This is a genomic window from Pseudomonas sp. C7.1 (assembly GCF_056312395.1).
Genome location: NZ_JBWDTL010000003.1, coordinates 18,146 through 40,234, shown reverse-complemented (window position 1 = coordinate 40,234; position 22,089 = coordinate 18,146). Strand labels below are relative to the sequence as shown.

General features: G+C 61.0%; 18 protein-coding genes. 10 read left to right on the top strand and 8 right to left on the bottom strand.

Going from position 1 to position 22,089, the window contains the following annotated elements:
• Positions 1-41: 41 nt before the first annotated feature.
• The 5 genes from glyA to AC0T4W_RS03480 form a co-directional block, all read right to left on the bottom strand.
• Positions 42-1,280 (bottom strand): serine hydroxymethyltransferase, encoded by a 1,239-nt coding sequence (glyA, locus tag AC0T4W_RS03500; protein WP_476316179.1) that lies wholly within the window; start codon positions 1,278-1,280, stop codon positions 42-44.
• A gap of 11 nt (positions 1,281-1,291) precedes the next feature.
• Positions 1,292-2,563, bottom strand: coding sequence for a threonine synthase (gene thrC / locus AC0T4W_RS03495; protein WP_476316176.1), 1,272 nt, complete (start codon positions 2,561-2,563; stop codon positions 1,292-1,294).
• Between the two features lie 108 nt (positions 2,564-2,671).
• A complete protein-coding gene (locus tag AC0T4W_RS03490) occupies positions 2,672-3,103 on the bottom strand; it encodes a Rid family detoxifying hydrolase (protein ID WP_476316173.1) in 432 nt (143 codons plus the stop codon).
• A gap of 28 nt (positions 3,104-3,131) precedes the next feature.
• Positions 3,132-4,304, bottom strand: a complete 1,173-nt coding sequence (locus AC0T4W_RS03485; RefSeq protein WP_476316171.1) for an NAD(P)/FAD-dependent oxidoreductase — start codon at positions 4,302-4,304, stop codon at positions 3,132-3,134.
• On the bottom strand, positions 4,301-5,506 hold the full coding sequence (locus AC0T4W_RS03480; protein ID WP_476316168.1) for a benzoate/H(+) symporter BenE family transporter: 1,206 nt from the start codon (positions 5,504-5,506) through the stop codon (positions 4,301-4,303). Before AC0T4W_RS03480 ends, AC0T4W_RS03485 begins: the two co-directional genes overlap by 4 nt.
• A 348-nt stretch (positions 5,507-5,854) precedes the next feature.
• On the opposite strand from AC0T4W_RS03480, the gene AC0T4W_RS03475 reads away from it, so the two are divergent.
• Positions 5,855-7,246 (top strand): aminotransferase-like domain-containing protein, encoded by a 1,392-nt coding sequence (locus tag AC0T4W_RS03475; RefSeq protein ID WP_476316165.1) that lies wholly within the window; start codon positions 5,855-5,857, stop codon positions 7,244-7,246.
• A 173-nt stretch (positions 7,247-7,419) separates the two neighbouring features.
• Here AC0T4W_RS03475 and AC0T4W_RS03470 read toward each other — a convergent pair whose 3' ends face one another.
• On the bottom strand, positions 7,420-8,646 hold the full coding sequence (locus AC0T4W_RS03470) for a M24 family metallopeptidase (protein ID WP_476316162.1): 1,227 nt from the start codon (positions 8,644-8,646) through the stop codon (positions 7,420-7,422).
• Positions 8,647-8,814: 168 nt separating this feature from the next.
• On the opposite strand from AC0T4W_RS03470, the gene AC0T4W_RS03465 reads away from it, so the two are divergent.
• The 7 genes from AC0T4W_RS03465 to AC0T4W_RS03435 all read left to right on the top strand — a co-directional run bounded on the left by AC0T4W_RS03465 (position 8,815) and on the right by AC0T4W_RS03435 (position 17,154).
• The gene (locus AC0T4W_RS03465) at positions 8,815-9,378 is read left to right on the top strand and encodes a helix-turn-helix domain-containing protein (RefSeq protein ID WP_476316160.1); all 564 of its coding nucleotides are present in this window, start codon (positions 8,815-8,817) and stop codon (positions 9,376-9,378) included.
• 243 nt (positions 9,379-9,621) lie between these two features.
• Positions 9,622-11,220 (top strand): ABC transporter substrate-binding protein, encoded by a 1,599-nt coding sequence (locus AC0T4W_RS03460; RefSeq protein ID WP_476316157.1) that lies wholly within the window; start codon positions 9,622-9,624, stop codon positions 11,218-11,220.
• Positions 11,221-11,435: 215 nt separating this feature from the next.
• Positions 11,436-13,028, top strand: coding sequence for an ABC transporter substrate-binding protein (locus tag AC0T4W_RS03455; protein ID WP_476316154.1), 1,593 nt, complete (start codon positions 11,436-11,438; stop codon positions 13,026-13,028).
• A 130-nt stretch (positions 13,029-13,158) separates the two neighbouring features.
• Positions 13,159-14,169 carry an ABC transporter permease subunit gene (locus tag AC0T4W_RS03450; protein ID WP_476316151.1) on the top strand — a complete coding sequence of 337 codons (1,011 nt, stop codon included), beginning with the start codon at positions 13,159-13,161 and terminating at the stop codon, positions 14,167-14,169.
• A 10-nt stretch (positions 14,170-14,179) separates the two neighbouring features.
• Entirely contained in the window at positions 14,180-15,082 is a 903-nt protein-coding gene (locus AC0T4W_RS03445; protein ID WP_476316148.1) for an ABC transporter permease subunit, read from the top strand.
• 126 nt (positions 15,083-15,208) lie between these two features.
• A complete protein-coding gene (locus AC0T4W_RS03440) occupies positions 15,209-16,183 on the top strand; it encodes an ABC transporter ATP-binding protein (RefSeq protein WP_476316145.1) in 975 nt (324 codons plus the stop codon).
• The gene (locus AC0T4W_RS03435; protein WP_476316142.1) at positions 16,183-17,154 is read left to right on the top strand and encodes a peptide ABC transporter ATP-binding protein; all 972 of its coding nucleotides are present in this window, start codon (positions 16,183-16,185) and stop codon (positions 17,152-17,154) included. Before AC0T4W_RS03440 ends, AC0T4W_RS03435 begins: the two co-directional genes overlap by 1 nt.
• A 27-nt stretch (positions 17,155-17,181) precedes the next feature.
• Here AC0T4W_RS03435 and AC0T4W_RS03430 read toward each other — a convergent pair whose 3' ends face one another.
• A complete protein-coding gene (locus tag AC0T4W_RS03430) occupies positions 17,182-17,958 on the bottom strand; it encodes a YdcF family protein (protein ID WP_476316140.1) in 777 nt (258 codons plus the stop codon).
• 79 nt (positions 17,959-18,037) lie between these two features.
• Complete coding sequence (locus AC0T4W_RS03425) at positions 18,038-18,481, bottom strand: hypothetical protein (protein WP_476316137.1); 444 nt, start codon at positions 18,479-18,481, stop codon at positions 18,038-18,040.
• Between the two features lie 188 nt (positions 18,482-18,669).
• Between AC0T4W_RS03425 and leuS the strand changes: the two genes are divergently transcribed.
• Both leuS and AC0T4W_RS03415 read left to right on the top strand, forming a co-directional pair.
• Complete coding sequence (gene leuS / locus AC0T4W_RS03420; RefSeq protein WP_476316134.1) at positions 18,670-21,384, top strand: leucine--tRNA ligase; 2,715 nt, start codon at positions 18,670-18,672, stop codon at positions 21,382-21,384.
• A gap of 87 nt (positions 21,385-21,471) precedes the next feature.
• Positions 21,472-22,083: an LPS-assembly lipoprotein LptE gene (locus AC0T4W_RS03415; RefSeq protein ID WP_476316131.1), complete on the top strand. Its 612-nt coding sequence runs from the start codon at positions 21,472-21,474 to the stop codon at positions 22,081-22,083.
• Positions 22,084-22,089: the final 6 nt, after the last annotated feature.

Here is a 22,089-nt window from a genome sequence, read left to right as displayed (position 1 = left end):
CAGATCGGTCAAAGCAGACGGATAAGCTATTTCTCCAGTAATTACGCCAGCAGATACACCGGAAAACATTCACACAAATGCATTACCCGGCACCGGGTGTTGTCCAGCAGCGCTGCGTTGTTCGGCTGTTCCAGCAGGTCGGCGATCAGGTTCGCCACTTCGGCGCATTCCGCTTCAGCAAAACCGCGAGTGGTCAGGGCCGGGGTGCCGATGCGGATGCCACTGGTGATCGCAGGTTTCTGCGGGTCATCCGGGATCGCGTTTTTGTTCAGGGTGATGTGGGCGCTTTCCAGCAGCGCTTCGGCGTCTTTGCCGGTGATGTTCATCGAGCGCAGATCCAACAGGAACATGTGGCAATCGGTGCCGCCGGACACCACGCGCAAACCACGGCGGGTGAGGATGTCGGCCATGGTCCGGGCGTTGTTGATCACTCGTTGTTGGTAATGCTTGAAGCCATCGCTTAAGGCTTCGTTGAACGCCACGGCTTTGGCGGCGATGACGTGCATCAGCGGCCCGCCCTGGTACACCGGGAAAATTGTCTTGTCGAGTAACGCCGCGTATTGCGCCTTGGCCAGGATCAGCCCGCCGCGAGGGCCGCGCAAGGTTTTGTGGGTGGTCGACGTGATGAAGTCCGCGATACCAACGGGCGACGGGTACACACCCGCAGCGATCAGTCCGGCGTAATGCGCCATGTCGACCATCAGGTACGCGCCGATTTCGTCGCAGATGCTGCGAAAGCGCTGGAAGTCGATGGTCCGCGAGTACGCCGAAGCGCCGGCAATGATCATCTTCGGCCGGTGTTCCCGGGCCAGGACTTCCATTTCGGCGTAGTCGAGGGTCTCGGTTTCTTTCTCCAGCCCGTAGGAAAGCGCCTTGTAGAACTTGCCGGAAAAATTCACCGAGGCACCGTGGGTCAAGTGACCGCCGTGGGCCAGGGACATCCCCAGAATCGTATCTCCGGGTTCCAGCACCGCTAAGAACACCGCTTGGTTGGCCTGGGAACCGGAGTGCGGCTGGACGTTGACGTATTCACAGTTGAACAGTTTGCGTGCGCGTTCGATGGCCAGGTTTTCGATCTCGTCGACGACCTTGCAACCGCCGTAGTAACGCTTACCCGGATAACCTTCGGCGTACTTGTTAGTGAGCACCGAGCCCTGGGCCTGGAGCACTTCCTCGCTGACATAGTTTTCTGAAGCAATCAGCTCCAGGTGGGTTTCCTGGCGATTGCGTTCGCGGTCGATCAGGCGGGCAATGGCGGGGTCGGAATTTTGCAGGCTCATGGGGTGATTCCTCAGGTAAGCGCTTCGGCCAGCGCTGCCGGTACGTGATGCGGCTGCACCCGTGGCTGGCTTCTGCTCGAGTCGGATAGAAAAATGGAAGTGTCTTTCAGGCCGCTGCCGGTGATCAGGATCACGGCGGTCTGGGCGGTATCGGGGTGCTCTTCGGCGTACTTGAGCAGGCCGGCGAACGCGCTGGCGGCACCGGCTTCGGGAAACACTCCGGTGCTGGCGGCCAAGCGCGAGGCGGCGGTGACGATGCTCGGGTCGCTGACGCAGATGAATTCGCCACCGCTGGCGGTCACGGCGCGCATGGCTTTGAGGCGATCGCGGGGCAATGCCACATTGATGCTGCTGGCCAGGCTGGTGGCCACAATGCGTTCGATCTGCTGCATCGGCCGATCACTGCGCCAGGCCCGGTACATGAAGTTACTGTGCTCGGCCTGCACGCCGATCAAGCGTGGAATGCGCTCGATCCAGCCCAATTGCAACAGGTCGAAAAAGCCCTTGTACACCGAGCCAAGAATGCAGCCATTGCCGACCGGAACGAACACTAGGTCCGGCACCTGCCAGTTGAGTTGTTCGCACATTTCGAAGGCCACGGTTTTTTTGCCTTCGCTCATGTACGAATTGATCCCGGTGGTTCGGTTGTACCAGCCGTGGGTTTCGCAGGCGTTCAGGCATTGCTCGAACGCCTCGTCGTATTGCCCGTCGACCAGCACGATCTCGGCGCCGTAGCCCTGCATCTGCGCGAGCTTCTCCCGGGACGCGCTTTGGGGCAGGTAAATCACGTTGTGCAGACCCAGGCTGGCGCTCATCCCGGCCAGGGCCGAGGCGGCGTTGCCGGTGCTGGCCACCGCCACGGTGCGCGCCCCGGACTGCATCGCATGGGCCACCGCCAGCGCGCTGGCACGATCCTTCAATGACCCGGTGGGCTGGCGGGATTCATCCTTGATAAAGACTTTGATCCGCGCGCCCTTGCCGAGCAGTTCGGGGCGCGAATACAGCGGCGTATTGCCCACCAGCAACGGCGGAATAAACTGCGTCGAACGCAACGGCATCAGTCGGCCATAGCGCCACATGCCAAGGGCGTGGTCGTGGTCGTGGTCGTGGTCGTGGGCCAGGCTGTCTCGGGACCATTCGCGCTTGAGCGTCGGGTAATCGTAAAGTGCATCGAGGGCACCATCGATTTTGCAATGAGGGCAGAAATAGCTGACCTCATGCGGTGGGTAGTTGCGATCGCAGACCAGGCACTGCAACACATACTCGTTGTACGAATTATTCATGGCCAATCCCTGAAAGTGCGTTGTGCGGGTGCTTCCCTGCCGACATCGGTACAGTGCATTACAAGGAATGGCACCGGACCGACGGGCACTGCGCTGACAGAAGGGGGTTCAGACCACCATGATCGCGTCGATGGCCACTAGGGTATTACGCGCCAGGGCGCTGGCACCGGCGGTGGTACGGGCCGGATACGGCTTGGTGAAGTACTCCTCCATGACACGGTTGAGGGTCGGGAACTCGCTCAAGTCCGTAATAAACGCGGTGACCTTGACCACGTTCGCCAGGGTACCGCCCGCCGCTTCGGCCATTTGCTGCAGGTTGTCGAGGGTCTGGCGCAACTGGCCTTCGAAATCCTTAGCCAACACTTCGTTGTTCAGCGCCGACACCGGGGTCTGCGCCGACAGGTAGATGGTCTGCCCGTGGCTGACCTTGATCCCCTGGGAATACGTGCCCAGTGGCAGTGGCGCCTTGTCGGTAAAGATCACGTTTTCTTCGCCAAGGAAAGGTTTGGCGGCAGTCTGGAGTTGAGCGTTAGTTTGCATGGTGACGTTCCTTGTTACGTGGGTGGGGTTAATGCAAATCGGCAACCTGTTTGACGGCCAGGCACGAAAACGCCGCGCTGCGGCAACGGCCTGGGGAAAAGTGCTGGTAATTGAGTTGCAGGGCGGCGAGGTCCGCCGGCATGGCGATGCCCAGCGCCGCGTGGCTACACAACCGGGCTATGGCGGGCGCGGCTTGAATGCCATAGCCTCCGAGGGCGGCGAGCCAGATAAAGCTTTCTTGCTGCGGATCCTGGCCGAGCACCGGCGAGCGGTCGGCGACGAAGGTGCGCAGGCCCGCCCATTTGTTGATGATCGAACGTGGACGCAAGCCCGTGGTGCTTTGCAAGCGATCCATGGTGATGGCCAGGTCGAGCTCTTCCGGGAGCGCATCGCAGGGCAGCGAAGGGCTTTCATCGCAGGGTGAAACGATCAGACGCCCGGCTTCCGGCTTGATGAAAATGTCTTCGTCGACCGTGCCCAGGTACGGCGTGTGGTGCACGTCACATTGCGGATCGACCGCCAGCACGGTGCGGCGCAACGGTCGCACGCCAACCTTCGGCACACCGCAACGCTCGGCGAATTCATCGGCCCAGGCCCCGGCGGCATTGACCACAATCGCGGCCTCCAGCCGTTGACCGTCGCGGGTGTGCAACGTCCAGTGATCGGCACGGTGTTCGCCACGTAGCACTTCTGCTTCACGCTTGATCACACCGCCGCGCGCCCGCAGACCGCCGAGGTACGCGCCGTGAATCCCGTGCACATCCAGATCGAAAGCGCTGGGCTCGTAGATGCCGGCGCTCCAGGCACCTTCGGCCAGGTACGGCACCAGTTCCAGCACCTGTTTGTCGTCGAGGAATTTCGCCGAGGGCACCTGCGCGAGCACTGCGTTGAAACGGGTGGTGAGTTTGTCCACGCGCGCCGCCTGGGCCACGACCAACGCACCCCGTGGCGACCACAGCGGATGCTCGGCCAGGCCTGCGGGCGGGTTCTCGAAAAAACGTCGGGAGGCACAGGTCAGCGAGCGGATCTGCTGGTTGCCGTAGCTTTCCATCGAGATCGCCGCCGAACGGCCGGTGGTGTGGTAAGCCAGTTGCTGCTCCTGTTCGAGTAGGCAGACGCTGCCGTGGGCCGCAAGTTCATACGCCGCCGACACACCTGCAATGCCGCCACCGACCACAATGAAATCGTAACGATCGGTCATGGTCGGCTACCCTCGCCGAGTGCAGCGGCTTTGCTTTCACGGGTGTAGGTCAGCACGAAGTGGGCAACGAGACCGAAGATCAGGCCCCAGAACGCCGCCGCCAGACCGAGGAAGCTCATACCCGAAGCGGTGACCAGGAACGTGATCAGCGCCGCTTCCCGTTGTTTCTCATCGGCCATCGCCCCGGTCAAGCCGGCACTGATTGCGCCAAACAAGGCCAGGCCGGCGAGGGAGGCAATCAACTCTTTCGGCAGGGCCGAGAACACCGAGGCCAGGGTCGCACCGAAGGTGCCCATCAGGATGTAGAACACCCCGCAGGCGATCCCGGCGATGTAGCGTTTGTCGCGGTCTTCGTGGGCTTCGCGGCCGGTGCAGATGGCGGCGGTAATGGCCGCCAGGTTAAAGCCGTGGGAGCCGAACGGGGCCATCAGGATCGAGCCAATCGCGGTGACCGAAATGATCGAGCGCGCCGGGGTGTTGTAGCCCGAGGTGCGCAACACCGCCATGCCCGGCACGTACTGACCGGTCAGGGTCACCAGCGCCAACGGCAGGCCGATGTTGATGATCGCGTGCCAGCTCCATTCCGGCGCGATGAACACCGGGTGGGCCACGGCGAGGGTAATTGCACCGCTGTTCAATTCACCGAACGAGGCAGCAACGGCGCAGCCAATAATCAGCACCGAGAGAATCGCGTAGCGCGGCGAAAAGCGTTTGAAAATCAGGTAGGCGGCGATCATCGACAGCACCAGCGCCGGTTGCAGCTTGATCGAGGTAAACAGCTCAGCGCCGAAGCGGAACAGAATGCCCGCGAGCATGGCGGCGGCGATGGCTTTGGGCAGGCGACTCATCAGTTTGTCGAACGCGCCGGACAAGCCGACCACGGCAATGATCACGGACGCGACTACATAAGCGCCGATCGCCTGGGGCAGGGTGACAGTGGGCAGCATTGACACCAGCAATGCCGCACCCGGCGTCGACCACGCGGTGATTACCGGCACCCGCAGGCGCCAGCTCAGGAACAGGCCGGTGATCCCGCTACCGATGGAAATCGCCCAGATCCACGAAGACACCGCGTCGTTGGGCAGGTGTGCTTCCTTGGCGGCCTGAAAGACGATGATCAACGGGCCGGCGTAGGAAATGATCACCGCGATAAAACCGGCAATGACCGCTGACAGGGATAGGTCTTTTCTGAGTGTGTCCATGATGTCTCGGCTTGGCGCGGCAGAGTTGCGCAGTAATCAGGGAAATATTGAGTCGATTGACTTGATTCGAGACGAGTGTAATCGAACGAATTGAATTGATTCAATAGGCCGAGCTGATGTTACGAGATGTTTTTCTCCCATCGATACCCGTATTTTCATTATTAATCGCTTAATTATGTGATTTATAAACTTATTTTTTATTTTAAAATATCCATTCTTAATGTTACATATCGATTCAATCGCCAAAACAATCGACTCAATCTGTCGACTAGGTCGATTTATTAGTTGCCTAACCTCCATGTGATATGCTCGGATATTCATCATTTCTACGATGGGCAGTGATCATTCATGTGGGTTCCCCAGCTAAGCGAGTTCAGTCAGCCGATGTATTTGTCGATTGCCGATGCGTTGGCGCGCGATATCAGCAACGGCGTATTGAACGAAGGTGATCGCCTGCCTACCCTGCGGGAGCTGGCCACGACCTTGAATGTCACGCCGGGCACCATCAGCCGCGCGTACAGCGAAGCCCATCGTCGGCGTCTGGTGCAGGGGGAAGTGGGGCGCGGTACGTATGTGCTTAATCAGAAGCAACTGGAACGGCCCGAGAACAACAGCGCCACCGCGCCATTGAATCTGGGACAGTCCGAACTGCTCGACCTGTCGATCATCAAGCCTTACAGCGAAACCCTGGAATACTGGTTGCGCAGCGCACTGGTGGGAATGGCCAAGAGCACCGATTTCGCCCGCACCCTGGATTACGCGCCAGACGGCGGTCACCCGGCGCATCGCGAGGCGGGCGCGCAGTGGTTGCGTCATTCATTACCCGATGCGCAATGGCAGCAAGTGGTGATTACTGCCGGTGCCCAGCACGGCTTGATGGTGGCGATGAGTGCGTTGACCAACGCCGGCGACCTGGTGCTCTGCGAAGAGCTTTGCTACCCCGGCATTATTTCCCTGGCCCATGGCCTTGAGCGCCGTTTGCGTGGTGTGCCGATGGATGACGAAGGGATCATTCCCGAAGCGTTGCGCGAATTGTGCCAGCGCGAGAGACCGGCGATGCTGGTGTGTGTGGCGACTTGTCAGAACCCGACGGCGGCGATCATGTCACAAAAACGTCGGGCCCAAATCGCCGCGCTGGCTGAAGAGTTCGACTTCCTCATCCTCGACGATGACATCTATGGCTTCCTCACCACCGATCCCTCGATCAAGCCGTTGTCGGCGTTTGCGCCGAACCGTTCGGTGTACCTGACCAGCCTATCGAAGTCGGTAATGCCGGCGTTGCGCATCGGCTACATCTATAGCCCGCCCAAATTGCTTTCGCGCCTGACCTCGATGGTGCGCAGCAGCGTATGGATGCCGTCGCCGCTGACCGCGCAACTGGCCAGCAATGTGATCACCGACGGACTCGACAAAAAACTGATCCGCATCCAGCGCAACGAAGCCGCAGGGCGGCAAGCGATTGCCCAGGAAATTTTTGCCAATTTCGAGCTTAAGACCCAGCCGTATTCCTACCATGTCTGGTTGACGCTGCCCGAGCCGTGGACTGCCGACGAGTTCACCATGCTGGCCCGGGCCAACGGTGTACTGGTCCTCAGTGGCACCCAGTTCCAAGCTGAACGCTCCGGAATTATCCGTTGTGTGCGGCTGGTGTTGATGTCACCTACCAGCCAGGAAGAACTACGCTTCGCCTTGACCAAACTGGCCAGCTTGATCGATTCCGACCCGCGACGTTACTACTGAGCCGCCGCTGACTGCGAAACCTCTCGTTCCTTGCAATTAACACTTCCCTGGCAAAGATCGACAGCTGCGTCGCTAACAGACTGCTACGGCTCTACTCTGCCGGTCATGGCCACGAAATGAGCTGGTCAAATCCGATGCAAATGGATGGTCAACCCAATGCAACTACCCACCCTCTACCCCAAACCAAACGGATCGTCCAGCGAATGGCTCGGCTCGGTGAACCAGTGCGGCCCTTCGGCGCTCATGTAGAAGTGATCCTCCAGACGCACGCCGAACTCACCCGGCACGCAGATCATCGGTTCATTGCTGAAGCACATGCCCTCGGCCAGCGGCGTCAGATCGCCGCGCACCAGATACGGCCCCTCGTGGATATCCAGGCCGATACCGTGCCCGGTACGGTGCGGCAGACCCGGCAACTTGTAATCCGGCCCCAGGCCCGCCGCTTCAAGGGAGCGCCGCGCCGCAGCATCCACCGCCTGGCAGGGCTGGCCGAGTTGCGCGGCCTCAAATGCTGCCAACTGTGCGGCCTTCTCGATGTTCCAGAAATCACGCTGGCGCTGGCTGGGCTCGCCGAAGACATAGCTGCGGGTAATGTCCGACAGGTAGCCATGCACCTGGCAACCGGTGTCGATCAACACCATGTCACCCTGTTTGAGTATCTGTGCGTGTTTAACGCCATGGGGAAAAGCGCTAGCCGGACCAAACAGCACGATGCAGAACGTCGAGCCCGCTGCGCCGACGGCGCGATGGGCCTGCTGGATAAACTCGGCAACCTCTGTAGTGCTGATGCCCTCATGCAGCACACTGGCCACGGCCTTGTGTACCTCAATGGTCATGTCCTTGGCGCGCTGCATCAGGGCCAGTTCCGCCGCTGACTTGCGCTGCCGGCAGTAGGCGCTGACCACCGCAGCATCGACAAATTCGTAGCCCCTGGCCAGGCGACGTATGCCATCGACCATAAAGAACGCCAGCGTCGGACAGAGGCCGATTTTCACGGGCTGCTCTTGATCCGCCGCGATGCCCATCCGCTGCAGGGTATCGAGCAGCAACTGATAGGGGCTTTCGTGCTCCTGCCAGGTATTGATGGTGCCTGCGAGCACCTGGAAATCGCGAATCGTACCGACCTCAAATGCCGGGGCCAGGTATTCCAGCGGCCCCTCGGCCGGGAGAATGGCCCCCACCATGCGCTCGCTGGGGTGCCAGCGCACACCGGTGAAGTACTGCAGGTTGCTGCCGGCATTGATAAATATCGCGGCAATACCTTCTACCTGCATTCGCGCCTGGGCGCGACTTATCCGCGCCTGATACTCGGCGAGTTCGATAGGCTGTGCGCCATCCGTCATGTTGTGCAGCCCGGCCAGCGCCTGTTGCGGCGTACAACCTCCGACACCGAGGGTCATCTCGCGCTCCTTTATATAATTTGTAAGTTGGCCCGATGAAATTTAAGCCCGACTTAAATAGAGCACAATGATTATTTTAGTGCTACTTAAATTCACAGGTATTGTCCGACGACTTTTATGCGCGGCGCCGAACGGTATACTGGCGCTCTTTCAGCACGAGCCAGGGTTATGACCACAGACCGCATCGGAGAACGCTTGCGCCGCTATCGGCGGGCTGCGAAGAAGACCCTGAATGAAGTCGCGAGCGCGTCGGGGCTCACCGCCAGCTTTCTCTCCCAGGCCGAGCGCAACCTGACTGGCATCTCGATTTCCTCATTGGCCAGCATCGCCAAGTCACTCGACATTCCGCTCAACGTGCTGTTTGATCAACCGCCGCAGCCTGAGCCCGACTCGCACCAGGGCGAGCGGGTGCGCTACACCATCGAGGGCCAGCCCCTGGCCTATGAGCGGCTCTCCAGCAGCTTCCCGGGCAACCAGCTGAACGCGGTGAAGATGAGCATGCCGGTCGGCTACCAATCCGAACTGATTGCCCATGAGGGGGCCGAGTTCGCCTTCGTGTTATCCGGCAAAATTCTCTACACCATCGACGGCCGCAAGTACCCATTAAGCGCGGGCGACTCGGTGCACTTCGATGCCGGCAAAGCCCATCGCCTGGCCAATGTCGGCAGCGACGTGGCGGAAATGTTGGCCATCACCACCCTCAGCCTGTTCGACGACCACAGCACGCCCTAAGCCCACACACCGATACCGCTCTAGCACAATGTGACGACTAACAAATGTTAGTCGCGCTTAATTTTTGTTGACCTCAATTTCAGCATGACTTAATTTCGAGCACGACAGGTTGCTGAGCGATTTCGCTCCACCGCAGCTCTGGGCCGGCCTATCCACCCGACAGGCCGGAACGCAGCGGTGCTGATCACAGCCCACGAGGCTGATCCTCAATGACACCCAAAAAAAAGAATAAATGAGGTACTCATGCACACTCACACCTCCATCCCGGCCCTGCTCGTTGCCGGGCTGTTTCTCGGCTCCGCTTATGCATCCGCCAGCAACCTGGTGTACTGCTCCGAAGGCAGCCCCGGCGGTTTCGACCCAGGCCAGTACACCACCGGCACCGACTTCGACGCGGCCTCGGAAACCCTGTTCAACCGCCTCGCCCAGTTCGAGCGCGGCAGCACCCTGGCCATACCGGCCCTGGCCACCGCATGGCAGGTCAGTGAAGACGGCCTCAGCTACACCTTCACGCTGCGCCCCGGGGTGAAATTCCACAGCACCGAATACTTCACCCCGAGCCGCACCTTCAACGCTGATGACGTGGTTTTCACCTTCCAGCGCATGCTCGACAAGGAGCATCCGTTCCGTAAGGCCTACCCGACCGAATTCCCCTACTTCACCGACATGGGGCTGGACAAGAACATCGCCACGGTCGAAAAAGTCGACGACCTCAGCGTGCGCTTCACCCTCAATAGCGTCGACGCGGCCTTTATCCAGAACCTGGCAATGGACTTCGCGTCCATCCACTCCGCCGAATACGCAGACCAGTTGCTCAAGGCCGACAAGGCCGCCGACATCAACCAGAAGCCTATCGGCACCGGTCCGTTTGTGTTCAACCGTTACCAGAAAGATGCGCAGATCCGCTTCAAGGGCAACAAGGACTACTGGCTGCCAGAAGACGTGAAGATCGACAACCTGATCTTCGCCATCAACACCGACGCCTCGGTACGCGTGCAGAAGCTCAAGGCTGGCGAATGCCAGGTCACCCTCAACCCGCGCCCGGCTGACCTCGCCGCGCTGCAAAAGGACCCGAATCTGCAGGTGCCGAACCAGCCTGGCTTCAACCTGGGTTATATCGCCTACAACGTGACCCGCGCGCCATTCGACAAAGTCGAAGTGCGCCAGGCGCTGGACATGGCCATCGATAAACCGGCGATCATCAGCGCGGTCTACCAGGGGGCCGGGCAACTGGCGGTAAACGCTATGCCGCCGACCCAGTGGTCCTATGACGAAAGCATCACCGGCACGCCACAAAACATTGAGAAAGCCAAGGCACTGCTTAAGCAAGCCGGCGTGGCCGAAGGCACCAAAATCACCCTGTGGGCCATGCCCGTGCAGCGCCCGTACAACCCCAACGCCAAACTGATGGCCGAAATGCTCCAGGCCGACTGGGCCAAAGTGGGCATCCAGGCACAGATCGTCAGCTACGAGTGGGGCGAGTACATCAAGCGCGCCCATGCCGGCGAGCACGACGCCATGCTGATCGGCTGGACCGGCGACAACGGTGACCCGGACAACTGGCTGGGCACCCTGTACGGCTGTGATTCGGTCAATGGCAACAACTTCTCCAAATGGTGCGATGCCGGCTACGACAAGATCGTCAAGCAGGCCAAGGCCATCACCGACCGCGACGCTCGCACCGAGCTGTATCAGCAAGCGCAGCAGATCATTCAACAGCAACTGCCGATCTCCCCGATCGCGCATTCAACGGTCTACCAGCCCATGCGCAGCAGCGTAGAAGGCTTCAAGATCAGCCCCTTCGGGCGCAACAGCTTCTACGGCGTCAGCAACAAACGCTGAGAGCGTGCACCAACGGCGGGCCGCGTGCCCGCCGAACACCTAATAAAAACGACTGTATTCCTCGTCCGGCCACCACCGGCTGAGTGTTTCGTAGCTGCCAAAACGTTCGCAAGAATGCGCTTTCCGAGCGTTGCCGAGGCTGTTTCGCCCCGGTGACAGGTAGTCCGCATGAGCACTCCTTGCCTAATAAAAAAGCCGTTACAGGAGCCCAACAGATGACATTCGCCCTTCGCGCCAGCATTGTTTTGAGCCTCGCTCTCGGCTGCACAGCCATCCAGGCAAAGCCGCTGGTGGTGTGCACCGAAGCCGCGCCGGAAGGCTTCGATATCGTCCAATACACCACGGCGGTGACCGCCGATGCGGCGTCTGAAGCGCTGTTTGATCGCCTGGTGCGCTTCAAGCCCGGCACCACCGAAATTGAGCCGGCCCTGGCCGAGCGCTGGGACATCAGCGCGGATGGGCTGAGTTACACCTTTCACCTGCGCAAAGGGGTGAAATTCCACAGCACGCCCTGGTTTACCCCCAGCCGCGAGATGAACGCCGATGATGTGCTCTGGAGCATCCAGCGCCAGCATGACCCCAAGCACCCTTGGCATGCTCAGGCCAACCGAGGTTTTCCGTACTTCGAAGCCATGGAGTTCGGCAAGCTGATTGCCCGCATCGAAAAACTCGACGAGCACAGCGTGCGCTTCGTGCTCAATAAGCCCCAGGCGCCCTTCCTCGCCGATATGGCCATGGGCTTTACCTCGATCTACTCCGCCGAGTATGCCGAGCAGTTGCTCAAAGCCGGCAAGCAGGAGTTGCTCAACAGCCAGCCAATCGGCACCGGGCCGTTCGTGCTGCAGCGCTACGCCAAGGATGCTCAGGTGCGTTACACCAGCCACCCGGATTACTGGGATGGCGAGCCGGCGTCGGAAAAACTGCTGTTTGCCATCACCACCGATCCCAATGTGCGCATCCAGCAGCTGCGTGCCGGAGCCTGCAATATCGCCCTGTATCCGCGCCCTTTCGATATTCCAGCACTCAAGGCCGATGAGAAGCTAAAGGTGCTGGAACTCGACTCACTGCTGAGCGCCTATGTCGCCCTCAATGTGCGCCATAAACCGCTGGACGATGTGCGCGTGCGCCAGGCGATCAACCTGGCCTTCGACAAACAGGCCTACCTGGGTGCGCAATTTGGTGCCGATGGTGCCAGCCCCGCCATCGCGCCCTACCCGTCAACGCTGCTCGGCTACGACAATCAGCTAGAAGGCTGGCCCCATGACCCTCAGCGCGCCCGTCAGTTGCTTGCAGACGCAGGCCACGCTAACGGCATCAGCCTGTCGATCTGGACCCGTCCAGGTGGCGGCCCCACCAACCCCAACCCCTCACTCGGTGCACAAATGTTGCAAGCCGACCTTGCGGCAGTCGGCATCAAAACCGACATCCGCGTGATGGAATGGGGCGAGCTGATCAAGCGCGCGAAGAACGGCGAACATGATCTGGTGTTTATGGGCTGGGCTGGCGACAACGGCGACCCGGATAACTTCCTCACCCCCAACCTCTCCTGCGCAGCCGCGCAGAGCGGTGAGAACCAAGCCGGCTGGTGTGATGTCGCATTCGACAGGTTGATCACCCAGGCCAGAGAAACCATCGACCCGCAGCAGCGCGCCGCGCTGTACCGCCAGGCGTTGGCGATTTTTCATGAGCAGGCACCGTGGATCCCCCAGGCTCACCCCAAGCAATTCAGTGCGCTCAGCCGTGATGTCGAGGGCTTCACCCTCAGCCCCATGGGTTCTAACAATTACGCCAAGGTAAAGCGGCACTGATTCTGCAAGCAATACGCAATACAGAGCCACTGACGCGCACCAGCCGCGCGCCAGTGGCAGATCGACACACTATGCCAACAGCCCACGTAGCCGTTGGCGCGAATAAACTGATGCGGAGTAACAAAACCCCATGTTTGCTTTTATCGCACGCCGCCTGGGATTGCTGATTCCCACCTTCTTCGGCGTCACCTTGCTGACCTTCGCGCTGATCCGAATGATCCCCGGCGACCCGGTGGAAGTGATGATGGGCGAGCGCCGGGTCGACCCGGAAATGCACGCCCAGGCCATGGAACGCCTGGGCTTGAACAAACCGCTATATGCCCAGTATTTCGACTATATCGGCAATCTGGCCCAGGGCGACCTGGGGGAGTCGCTGCGCACCCGCACCAGCGTCTGGGATGAGTTCACCACGCTGTTTCCGGCCACCCTGGAACTGTCCCTCGCCGCTTTGTTGTTCGCCGGCACCTTGGGGCTGATCGCCGGGGTGATTGCTGCACTGAAACGGGGCTCACTGTTCGACCACGGGGTGATGGGCATCTCGCTGGCCGGCTACTCCATGCCGATTTTCTGGTGGGGCCTGCTGCTGATCATGTTCTTCTCGGTGTGGCTGGGCTGGACACCAGTATCCGGCCGCATCGACCTGCTCTACGACATTCCGCCGGTCACCGGTTTTATGCTGATCGACACCCTGCTCTCGGATGAAGAAGGCGCGTTTGTCGACTCCCTGCGCCACCTGATCCTGCCGGCCATCGTGCTCGGCACCATCCCGCTGGCGGTGATCGCGCGGATGACCCGCTCGGCGATGCTCGAAGTGCTGCGCGAAGACTATGTACGCACCGCCCGCGCCAAGGGCCTGTCGCCGGCGCGCGTGGTATTCGTGCACGGCCTGCGCAATGCGCTGATCCCAGTGCTCACAGTGTTCGGCCTGCAGGTCGGCGCGCTGCTGGCCGGCGCGGTGCTGACCGAAACCATCTTCTCCTGGCCGGGTATCGGCAAATGGCTGATTGAGTCAATCGGCGCGCGCGACTACCCGGTGGTACAGAACGGCATCCTGCTGATCGCCTGCCTGGTGATCCTGGTCAACTTCGTGGTGGATATCCTCTACGGATTGGCTAATCCACGCATTCGCCATCAGCGCTAAGGAGAGCCCAATGACCACTCAAGCCGTACTCGACCAATCGCTGTTCTACCCCTCGCCGCTCAAGGAATTCTGGCAGGCCTTCGCCCACAACAAGGGCGCCGTCGCCGGGCTGACGTTTATGATCCTGCTGGTGATCTGCGCGCTGTTTGCGCCGTGGATCGCCCCGCACGACCCTAGCGAGCAATACCGCGAGTTCCTACTCACACCTCCGGTCTGGCTGGAAGGCGGCCAGTGGCAGTTTCTACTGGGCACCGATGAAGTGGGGCGCGATCTGCTCTCTCGGCTGATCCATGGCGCACGATTGTCGCTGCTGATCGGCCTGGCCTCGGTACTGCTGTCGCTGATCCCCGGCATTCTTCTGGGGCTGATCGCCGGTTTCTTCCCGCGCCTGCTCGGGCCATCGATCATGCGTCTGATGGACATCATGCTGGCCCTGCCTTCGCTGCTGCTGGCGGTGGCTATCGTCGCCATCCTCGGCCCTGGGTTGATCAACACCATCTTCGCCATCGCCATCGTCTCGCTGCCATCCTATGTGCGCCTGACCCGCGCCGCAGTGATGGGCGAACTGAACCGCGACTACGTCACCGCTGCACGCCTGGCTGGTGCAAGCCTACCAAGGTTGATGTTTATCACCGTGCTGCCCAACTGCATGGCGCCGCTGATCGTGCAGGCCACCCTGAGCTTTTCTTCGGCGATTCTCGACGCCGCTGCCCTGGGTTTTCTCGGCCTCGGCGTACAACCGCCAACCCCTGAGTGGGGGACCATGCTGGCCTCGGCGCGCGACTATATCGAGCGCGCCTGGTGGGTGGTCAGCCTGCCGGGCCTGACCATTCTGCTCAGCGTGCTGGCAATCAATTTGATGGGCGACGGGCTGCGCGATGCACTCGACCCCAAACTCAAGAATGCGCAGTGAGGATGCCCAAATGAACATGATTGCCTTTGTAGGATGGGTCGAGCGCAGCGATACCCATCATTGCCGCGCGGCACTCTCGACGGGTATCGCACGGCTCAACCCATCCTACGGATCGGAGCGGCGCTAATGAGCCTGTTAGATATCAAAAACCTTAGCGTGCGCTTCGGCGACACCACTGCCATCCCGGTGGTCGACGGCCTCGACCTGCGCGTGGAAAAGGGCGAAGTGTTGGCGATTGTCGGCGAGTCCGGCTCCGGCAAATCGGTGACCATGATGGCGCTGATGGGCCTGATTGATGCCCCCGGCATCGTCACGGCCGACAGCCTACAGTTCGACGGCATCGACATGCTGCGCCTCAAGGGCCGCCAGCGTCGGCACATCATCGGCAAGGACCTGTCGATGGTCTTTCAAGACCCGATGACCGCGCTCAACCCCAGCTTTACCGTGGGCTACCAGATTGAGGAAGTGCTGCACCAGCACATGAATCTCAAGGGCCAGGCCGCCCGCCAGCGCGCGCTGCAACTGCTCGACAAGGTGGAAATTCCCGCCGCCGCCAGCCGCCTGAATGCCTACCCGCACCAGCTGTCCGGCGGCATGAGCCAACGGGTGGCGATTGCCATGGCGATTGCCGCCGAACCCAAATTGCTGATCGCCGACGAGCCGACCACAGCGCTGGATGTGACCATTCAGGCGCAGATCATGGACCTGCTGGTTAACCTGCAACGCGAACAGAACATGGGCCTGGTGCTGATCACCCACGACCTGGCCGTGGTCGCCGAAACCGCGCAGCGGGTCTGCGTGATGTATGCCGGGCAAGCGGTGGAAATCGGCAGCGTGCCGCAGCTGTTCAGCGCCCCCAGCCACCCCTACACCGAGGCACTGCTCAAGGCGATTCCCGAGCACAGCCAGGGCCAGCGCCGCCTGACCACCCTGCCCGGCATCGTCCCTGGCCGCTATGACCGTCCAGTGGGCTGCCTGCTGTCGCCGCGCTGCCCCTACGCCCAGCCCCACTGCCGTGAACAACGGCCGAGCCTGGATGCCCATGAACGTGGCGCGGCGCGCTGCTTCTACCCGCTCAACCTGACTGCGGAGGTGGCCTGATGAGCGCCGTCCTAACTGCTCGCGACCTCACCCGCCACTACGCAATATCCCGTGGCCTGTTCCAACCCAACGCTCAGGTGCAAGCGCTGAATGGTGTGTCCTTTGACTTGGCCGCTGGCAAGACCCTGGCGGTGGTCGGCGAGTCCGGCTGCGGCAAATCCACCCTGGCCCGCGCGCTGACGTTGATCGAGGAGCCCAGTTCCGGCTCATTGCAGATCGCCGGGCAAGAAGTCACCGGCGCCAACAAGGCCCAGCGCAAACAGCTGCGCCGCGATGTGCAGATGGTTTTTCAGAACCCCTACGCCTCGCTCAACCCACGGCAGAAGGTCGGCGACCAGCTGGGCGAGCCACTGCTGATCAATACCCAGCTGTCGCGCCTGGAACGGCGCGAACGGGTGCAGGCGATGATGCAGCAGGTCGGCCTGCGCCCCGAGCATTACCAGCGCTACCCGCATATGTTCTCCGGCGGCCAGCGCCAGCGCATCGCCCTGGCCCGCGCGATGATGCTGCAACCCAAGGTACTGGTGGCGGACGAGCCGACTTCGGCGCTGGACGTGTCAATCCAGGCCCAGGTGCTCAACCTGTTTATGGACCTGCAGGAGCAGTTCAACACCGGCTACGTATTTATCTCGCACAACCTCTCGGTGGTGCGCCATGTTGCCGACGATGTGCTGGTGATGTACCTCGGCCGCCCCGTGGAAATGGGCCCCAGCGAGCTGATCTACAACCGTCCGCTGCACCCTTACACCCAAGCGCTGCTGTCGGCGACGCCGACCATTCACCCTGACCCGAGCAAACCGAAGATCAAGATCAGTGGCGAGCTACCCAACCCGCTGTCACCGCCCAGCGGCTGCGCCTTCCACCAACGCTGCCCGCATGCCAACGAACGCTGCCAGGTTGAACAGCCGGTGCTGCGCCTGCTGGATGCACGACAAGTGGCTTGTCACCATGCCGAACAGATCAATAGCTAAATGATGTGAGCCCCGGCCAGCCGGGGCTTATTCTGGCGTCGGCGCCCGGTAGAAAAACCGATAAGCCAACAACCCCACGGCCTCGTTAAGCAGCAGACCGTTCTGCCACACCGCCTTGCTTTCCGGCAGCCAGCCGCCAGCTGGGCGACCATTGGGCGTACCGAGAAAGCCCATCGGTGCGCTGATCACCTGCAAACCCGCCTGCTCGAAACTCCAGCGCGACCTGGGCATATGCCAGGCCTGGGTCACCAGCACCACGCGGTTAATTCCCGCCTGTTTCAGCAGCTCCGCGCTGTGAGTCGCATTCTCCCAGGTGGTGCGGCTCACGCCCTCCTGCCAACGCACCGGCACGGCGTAATCACGCACCAACACCTCAGCCATCAACGCCGCCTCACTCGGCGGTACGCCGTAGTGCAAGCCGCCAGTGGTTAACAGCGGCAAACCCGAGGCCTTGGCCAGACGCGCGGCGAAACGCACGCGCTCCAACGCCATCAGACTGGGCTGATCTGCACCCCAACCCGGGTCAGCCAGCTCGCGCCCACCACCCAACACCACAATCACCTCAGCCTGCCGAGCCAAATCAGCCCATTGCCGCTCATGCAATGCCGGCTCGCTTTCCAGCACGCGCGCCGAATACTCGACCACCACCGGCAGACTAAACAGCCACATACCGCCCAGGCCCGCCACAAAACACCCCCGCGCCAGCCGTGGGAAACGCCGACGCAGCCACCAGGCGGCGAGAAGCAAAAGCAGGAACAGGCCTGGCGGAAGGAAGAACTGTTTGAGGATGTAGCGAATCGGCATTGGGCACCTCCGTGGGTGCGCGCAAGCCTAGGGTCTGTTGTCGTTTCAGCACAAGCCGCGAACGAAACGGCAACAGACCCTATCGATGATTACTGGCCCGAAACAACTGCGAACCACAGACCTTGCAAGCTTGTACGCCATTACCGGACTGCCAACCGGCCAACGTGCCACACAGGGCACAGCACAGCTGTAATCGGCGTTTAAGCAGGGGCTTGATCTTGCCGGGCAGCGCCGCAGTGGGTTTGTGGCCGGTGCGGCCGACCTTGCGCACGCTGGGCAGCTGCTCGATCTGCGCCATTTCCTGCGCTGCAGCATGCCAGCCGCGTAGCCAATCAAGGTCGCGATCCAAATAAGCGCGAATCAGCTCCATTTCCGCCGCCGTCAGGCCGCGCAGCTCCAACTCCAGAGGCGGTTGCACGGACAGCGCGCTCAAGTTTTCCGCCTCATCCAATGCCATGGCAAGGCGTTGCAGCAGCCGCTCATAGAGCCCACCATTCGCTGCACCACGCCGAAACTCCGCCATCCTTCACCTCGTCCCGGAGCAGGCTGCTGCTCCATATAGCAAGCTTAGCGTTCGCGCTTTAACCGGCAGAGCCTCGCGACAAACGGCGCGACCAGTTAGGCGCGGCGCAATCAGGGTTTCCCTGAGTAAGCGGGGCTCATGTATGCTACGGCGTTTCCCGCAAGCCCTTATCCCCAGCGCCGGTAGCCATGCAAGAACAGTACTCGCCCCGTGAAATCGAAGCCGCCGCGCAGTCCCATTGGGACGCGCAGAAATCCTTTGTAGTGAGCGAACAGCCAGGCAAGGAGACCTTCTACTGCCTGTCGATGTTCCCCTACCCGAGCGGCAAGCTGCACATGGGCCATGTGCGCAACTACACCATCGGTGACGTGATCACCCGCTACCAGCGCATGCAGGGCAAAAACGTGCTGCAGCCCATGGGCTGGGACGCATTCGGCATGCCGGCGGAAAACGCCGCGATGAAGAACAAGGTCGCACCCGCCAAGTGGACCTACGAAAACATCGAATACATGAAGACCCAGCTCAAGTCGCTGGGCCTGGCCGTGGACTGGACCCGCGAAGTCACCACCTGCAAGCCGGATTACTACCGCTGGGAACAGTGGCTGTTCACCCGCCTGTTCGAAAAGGGCGTGATCTACCGCAAAAACGGCAGCGTCAACTGGGACCCGGTGGACCAGACCGTACTGGCCAACGAGCAGGTTATCGACGGACGTGGCTGGCGTTCCGGCGCGGTGATCGAAAAGCGCGAAATCCCCATGTACTACTTCAAGATCACCGCCTACGCGGAAGAGCTGCTGAGTAGCCTGGACGAACTGGATGGCTGGCCGGAACAGGTCAAGACCATGCAGCGCAACTGGATCGGCAAGAGCTTCGGCGCCGACGTGGTGTTCGACTATGACCAAGCCAGCGTCGGCATCGACGGCCAGCTCAAGGTCTACACCACCCGCCCCGACACCCTGATGGGCGCTACCTACGTCGCCGTAGCGGCTGAGCATCCGCTGGCGCAGCGCGCTGCCGAAAGCAACCCGGCCATCGCCGCGTTTATCGCCGAATGCAAAGCCGGCTCCGTGGCCGAGGCCGACATGGCCACCATGGAGAAGAAAGGCGTTGCAACCGGCCAGTTTGTTATTCACCCACTCTCCGGCGACAAGCTGCCGGTGTTCGTCGCCAACTACGTACTGTGGGGCTATGGCGAAGGCGCGGTGATGGCCGTGCCGGCACACGATGAGCGCGATTTCGAATTCGCCAATAAGTACAGCCTGCCGATCATTCAGGTACTCCAACGCAAAACAATTAACCTATCGCCCGAGCAAGAAGAACATCTCGGCTATGGCGGAGGCCAAGGAGGAGGGGCTGGGTACGGTGATGGCTCTGGCGGAGATATGCCAGATTCATATTTTGACCGCAGTAGCTGGCAGCCTTGGTATGCAGCCAAAGATGAGTGGATGGTTGCAATCAACAGCGGCAAATACAACGGTTTGAACTGCGCCTCCGCCTTCGACGCCATAGTCGCCGACCTGGAAGCCAACGCCCACGGCGCGCGCAAAACCCAGTTCCGCCTGCGCGACTGGGGCATCAGCCGCCAGCGCTACTGGGGCTGCCCAATTCCAATCATCCACTGCGATACCTGCGGCGACGTACCGGTACCGGAAGACCAGCTGCCCGTCGTACTGCCGGAAGACGTAGTGCCGGATGGCGCCGGCAGCCCGCTGGCGCGCATGCCTGAATTCTACGAATGCAGCTGCCCGAAATGCGGCGCGCCGGCCAAGCGTGAAACCGACACCATGGACACCTTCGTTGAGTCGTCCTGGTACTACGCCCGTTACGCCTCGCCGCATTACACCGGCGGCATGGTTGACCCTGAAGCGGCCAACCACTGGCTGCCGGTGGATCAGTACATCGGTGGTATCGAACACGCCATCCTGCACCTGCTCTACGCGCGCTTCTTCCACAAACTGATGCGTGACGAAGGCCTGGTGTCATCGAATGAGCCGTTCAAGAACCTGCTGACCCAGGGCATGGTGGTCGCCGAGACCTACTACCGCACCCTGGAAAACGGCGGCAAAGACTGGTTCAACCCGGCCGATGTCGAGCTCGAGCGTGACAGCAAAGCCAAGGTCATCAGCGCCAAGCTTAAAAGTGACGGCTTGCCGGTGGAAATCGGCGGCACCGAGAAGATGTCCAAGTCGAAGAACAACGGCGTCGACCCACAGTCGATGATCGACCAGTTTGGCGCTGACACCTGCCGCCTGTTTATGATGTTTGCCTCGCCGCCCGACATGAGCTGCGAATGGTCCGACTCCGGCGTTGAAGGCGCTAACCGCTTCCTGCGCCGCGTCTGGCGCCTGGCGCAAAACCACGTCAACCAGGGCATCGCCGGTGCACTCGACCTGAGTAGCCTGAATGACGAGCAGAAGGCCGTGCGCCGTGCGATTCACCTGGCGATCAAACAGTCGAGCTTCGATATTGGCCAACACCACAAATTCAACACTGCCATCGCCCAGGTGATGACGCTGATGAACGTGCTGGAGAAAGCCGCACAAGCCACCGCTCAGGACCGCGCCCTGCTGCAGGAAGGCCTGGAAGCGGTAGCGCTGCTGCTGGCACCGATCACGCCGCATATCAGCCATCAGCTGTGGCAGGAACTGGGCCATGACGAGGCCATCATCGACGCCGCCTGGCCGCAGGTGGATGAGTCCGCCCTGGTGCAGGACAGCCTGACCCTGGTGATCCAGGTCAACGGCAAACTGCGCGGACAGATTGAAGTGCCTGCCAGCGCCAGCCGCGAAGATGTCGAAGCCACGGCCCGCAGCAACGAGAACGTACTGCGCTTTACCGAAGGCCTGAGCATTCGCAAGGTCATCGTGGTGCCAGGCAAACTGGTCAACATTGTTGCCAACTAACTAGTTGCCAACTGACCAGTCACCAACTGATTAAGCTCGGCGCGACCGCACAACGGCGCGCCGCAAGACACGCCAAGGGGATAAAAGATGATCAAACGGAATCTGTTGGTAATTGGCCTGGCTACCCTGCTCAGCGCTTGCGGCTTCCAGCTGCGCGGCACCGGTGACGTGCAGTTCGCCCTCAAGGAGCTGGATGTCAGCGCGCGCAACGCCTATGGCGAAACCGTCAACCAAGTGCGCGATGTGCTGCAGAACAACGGCGTCAAGGTCTACGCGGGTGCACCCTATAACCTGGTGCTGAGCAACGAACAGGAAAACCGCCGCGCAGCCAGCTTCACCAGCTCGGCACGCACCGCCGAGTATGAACTGAGCAAAACGCTGGAATACGAGATTCGTGGTAGCAAAGGTCTGCTACTGATGAGCGACCAGCTCGAAGCCCAGAGCTTCTACACCCAGGACGGCAACAACCTGATTGGTGGTGACCAGGAAGCTGCGCAGATCCGCCAGGAAATGAACCGCGAACTGATCCAGCAACTGGTTCAGCGCCTGCAGCAGATCAGCCCAGCGCAACTGGACCAACTGCAGCAAACCGCAGAAGCCAAGGCTCAAGCCGAAGCCGAAGCACTGGAAGCCGCTCGCCAGCAACAGGCCGCGCAACCGCAGCAGTCGCCGATCCAGCTGCCGATTCCAGCCCAGTAAGCTCGC

Bases quoted from the DNA above. Each gene is read 5' to 3' on its own strand.
- AC0T4W_RS03465 (WP_476316160.1), top strand. From the start codon at position 8,815: ATGACCACAGACCGCATCGGAGAACGCTTGCGCCGCTATCGGCGGGCT.
- AC0T4W_RS03475 (WP_476316165.1), top strand. From the start codon at position 5,855: ATGTGGGTTCCCCAGCTAAGCGAGTTCAGTCAGCCGATGTATTTGTCG.
- AC0T4W_RS03445 (WP_476316148.1), top strand. From the start codon at position 14,180: ATGACCACTCAAGCCGTACTCGACCAATCGCTGTTCTACCCCTCGCCG.
- AC0T4W_RS03430 (WP_476316140.1), bottom strand. From the start codon at position 17,958: ATGCCGATTCGCTACATCCTCAAACAGTTCTTCCTTCCGCCAGGCCTG.
- AC0T4W_RS03485 (WP_476316171.1), bottom strand. From the start codon at position 4,304: ATGACCGATCGTTACGATTTCATTGTGGTCGGTGGCGGCATTGCAGGT.
- AC0T4W_RS03435 (WP_476316142.1), top strand. From the start codon at position 16,183: ATGAGCGCCGTCCTAACTGCTCGCGACCTCACCCGCCACTACGCAATA.
- leuS (WP_476316134.1), top strand. From the start codon at position 18,670: ATGCAAGAACAGTACTCGCCCCGTGAAATCGAAGCCGCCGCGCAGTCC.
- AC0T4W_RS03450 (WP_476316151.1), top strand. From the start codon at position 13,159: ATGTTTGCTTTTATCGCACGCCGCCTGGGATTGCTGATTCCCACCTTC.
- AC0T4W_RS03425 (WP_476316137.1), bottom strand. From the start codon at position 18,481: ATGGCGGAGTTTCGGCGTGGTGCAGCGAATGGTGGGCTCTATGAGCGG.
- glyA (WP_476316179.1), bottom strand. From the start codon at position 1,280: ATGAGCCTGCAAAATTCCGACCCCGCCATTGCCCGCCTGATCGACCGC.
- thrC (WP_476316176.1), bottom strand. From the start codon at position 2,563: ATGAATAATTCGTACAACGAGTATGTGTTGCAGTGCCTGGTCTGCGAT.
- AC0T4W_RS03460 (WP_476316157.1), top strand. From the start codon at position 9,622: ATGCACACTCACACCTCCATCCCGGCCCTGCTCGTTGCCGGGCTGTTT.
- AC0T4W_RS03440 (WP_476316145.1), top strand. From the start codon at position 15,209: ATGAGCCTGTTAGATATCAAAAACCTTAGCGTGCGCTTCGGCGACACC.
- AC0T4W_RS03470 (WP_476316162.1), bottom strand. From the start codon at position 8,646: ATGACCCTCGGTGTCGGAGGTTGTACGCCGCAACAGGCGCTGGCCGGG.
- AC0T4W_RS03455 (WP_476316154.1), top strand. From the start codon at position 11,436: ATGACATTCGCCCTTCGCGCCAGCATTGTTTTGAGCCTCGCTCTCGGC.
- AC0T4W_RS03490 (WP_476316173.1), bottom strand. From the start codon at position 3,103: ATGCAAACTAACGCTCAACTCCAGACTGCCGCCAAACCTTTCCTTGGC.
- AC0T4W_RS03480 (WP_476316168.1), bottom strand. From the start codon at position 5,506: ATGGACACACTCAGAAAAGACCTATCCCTGTCAGCGGTCATTGCCGGT.
- AC0T4W_RS03415 (WP_476316131.1), top strand. From the start codon at position 21,472: ATGATCAAACGGAATCTGTTGGTAATTGGCCTGGCTACCCTGCTCAGC.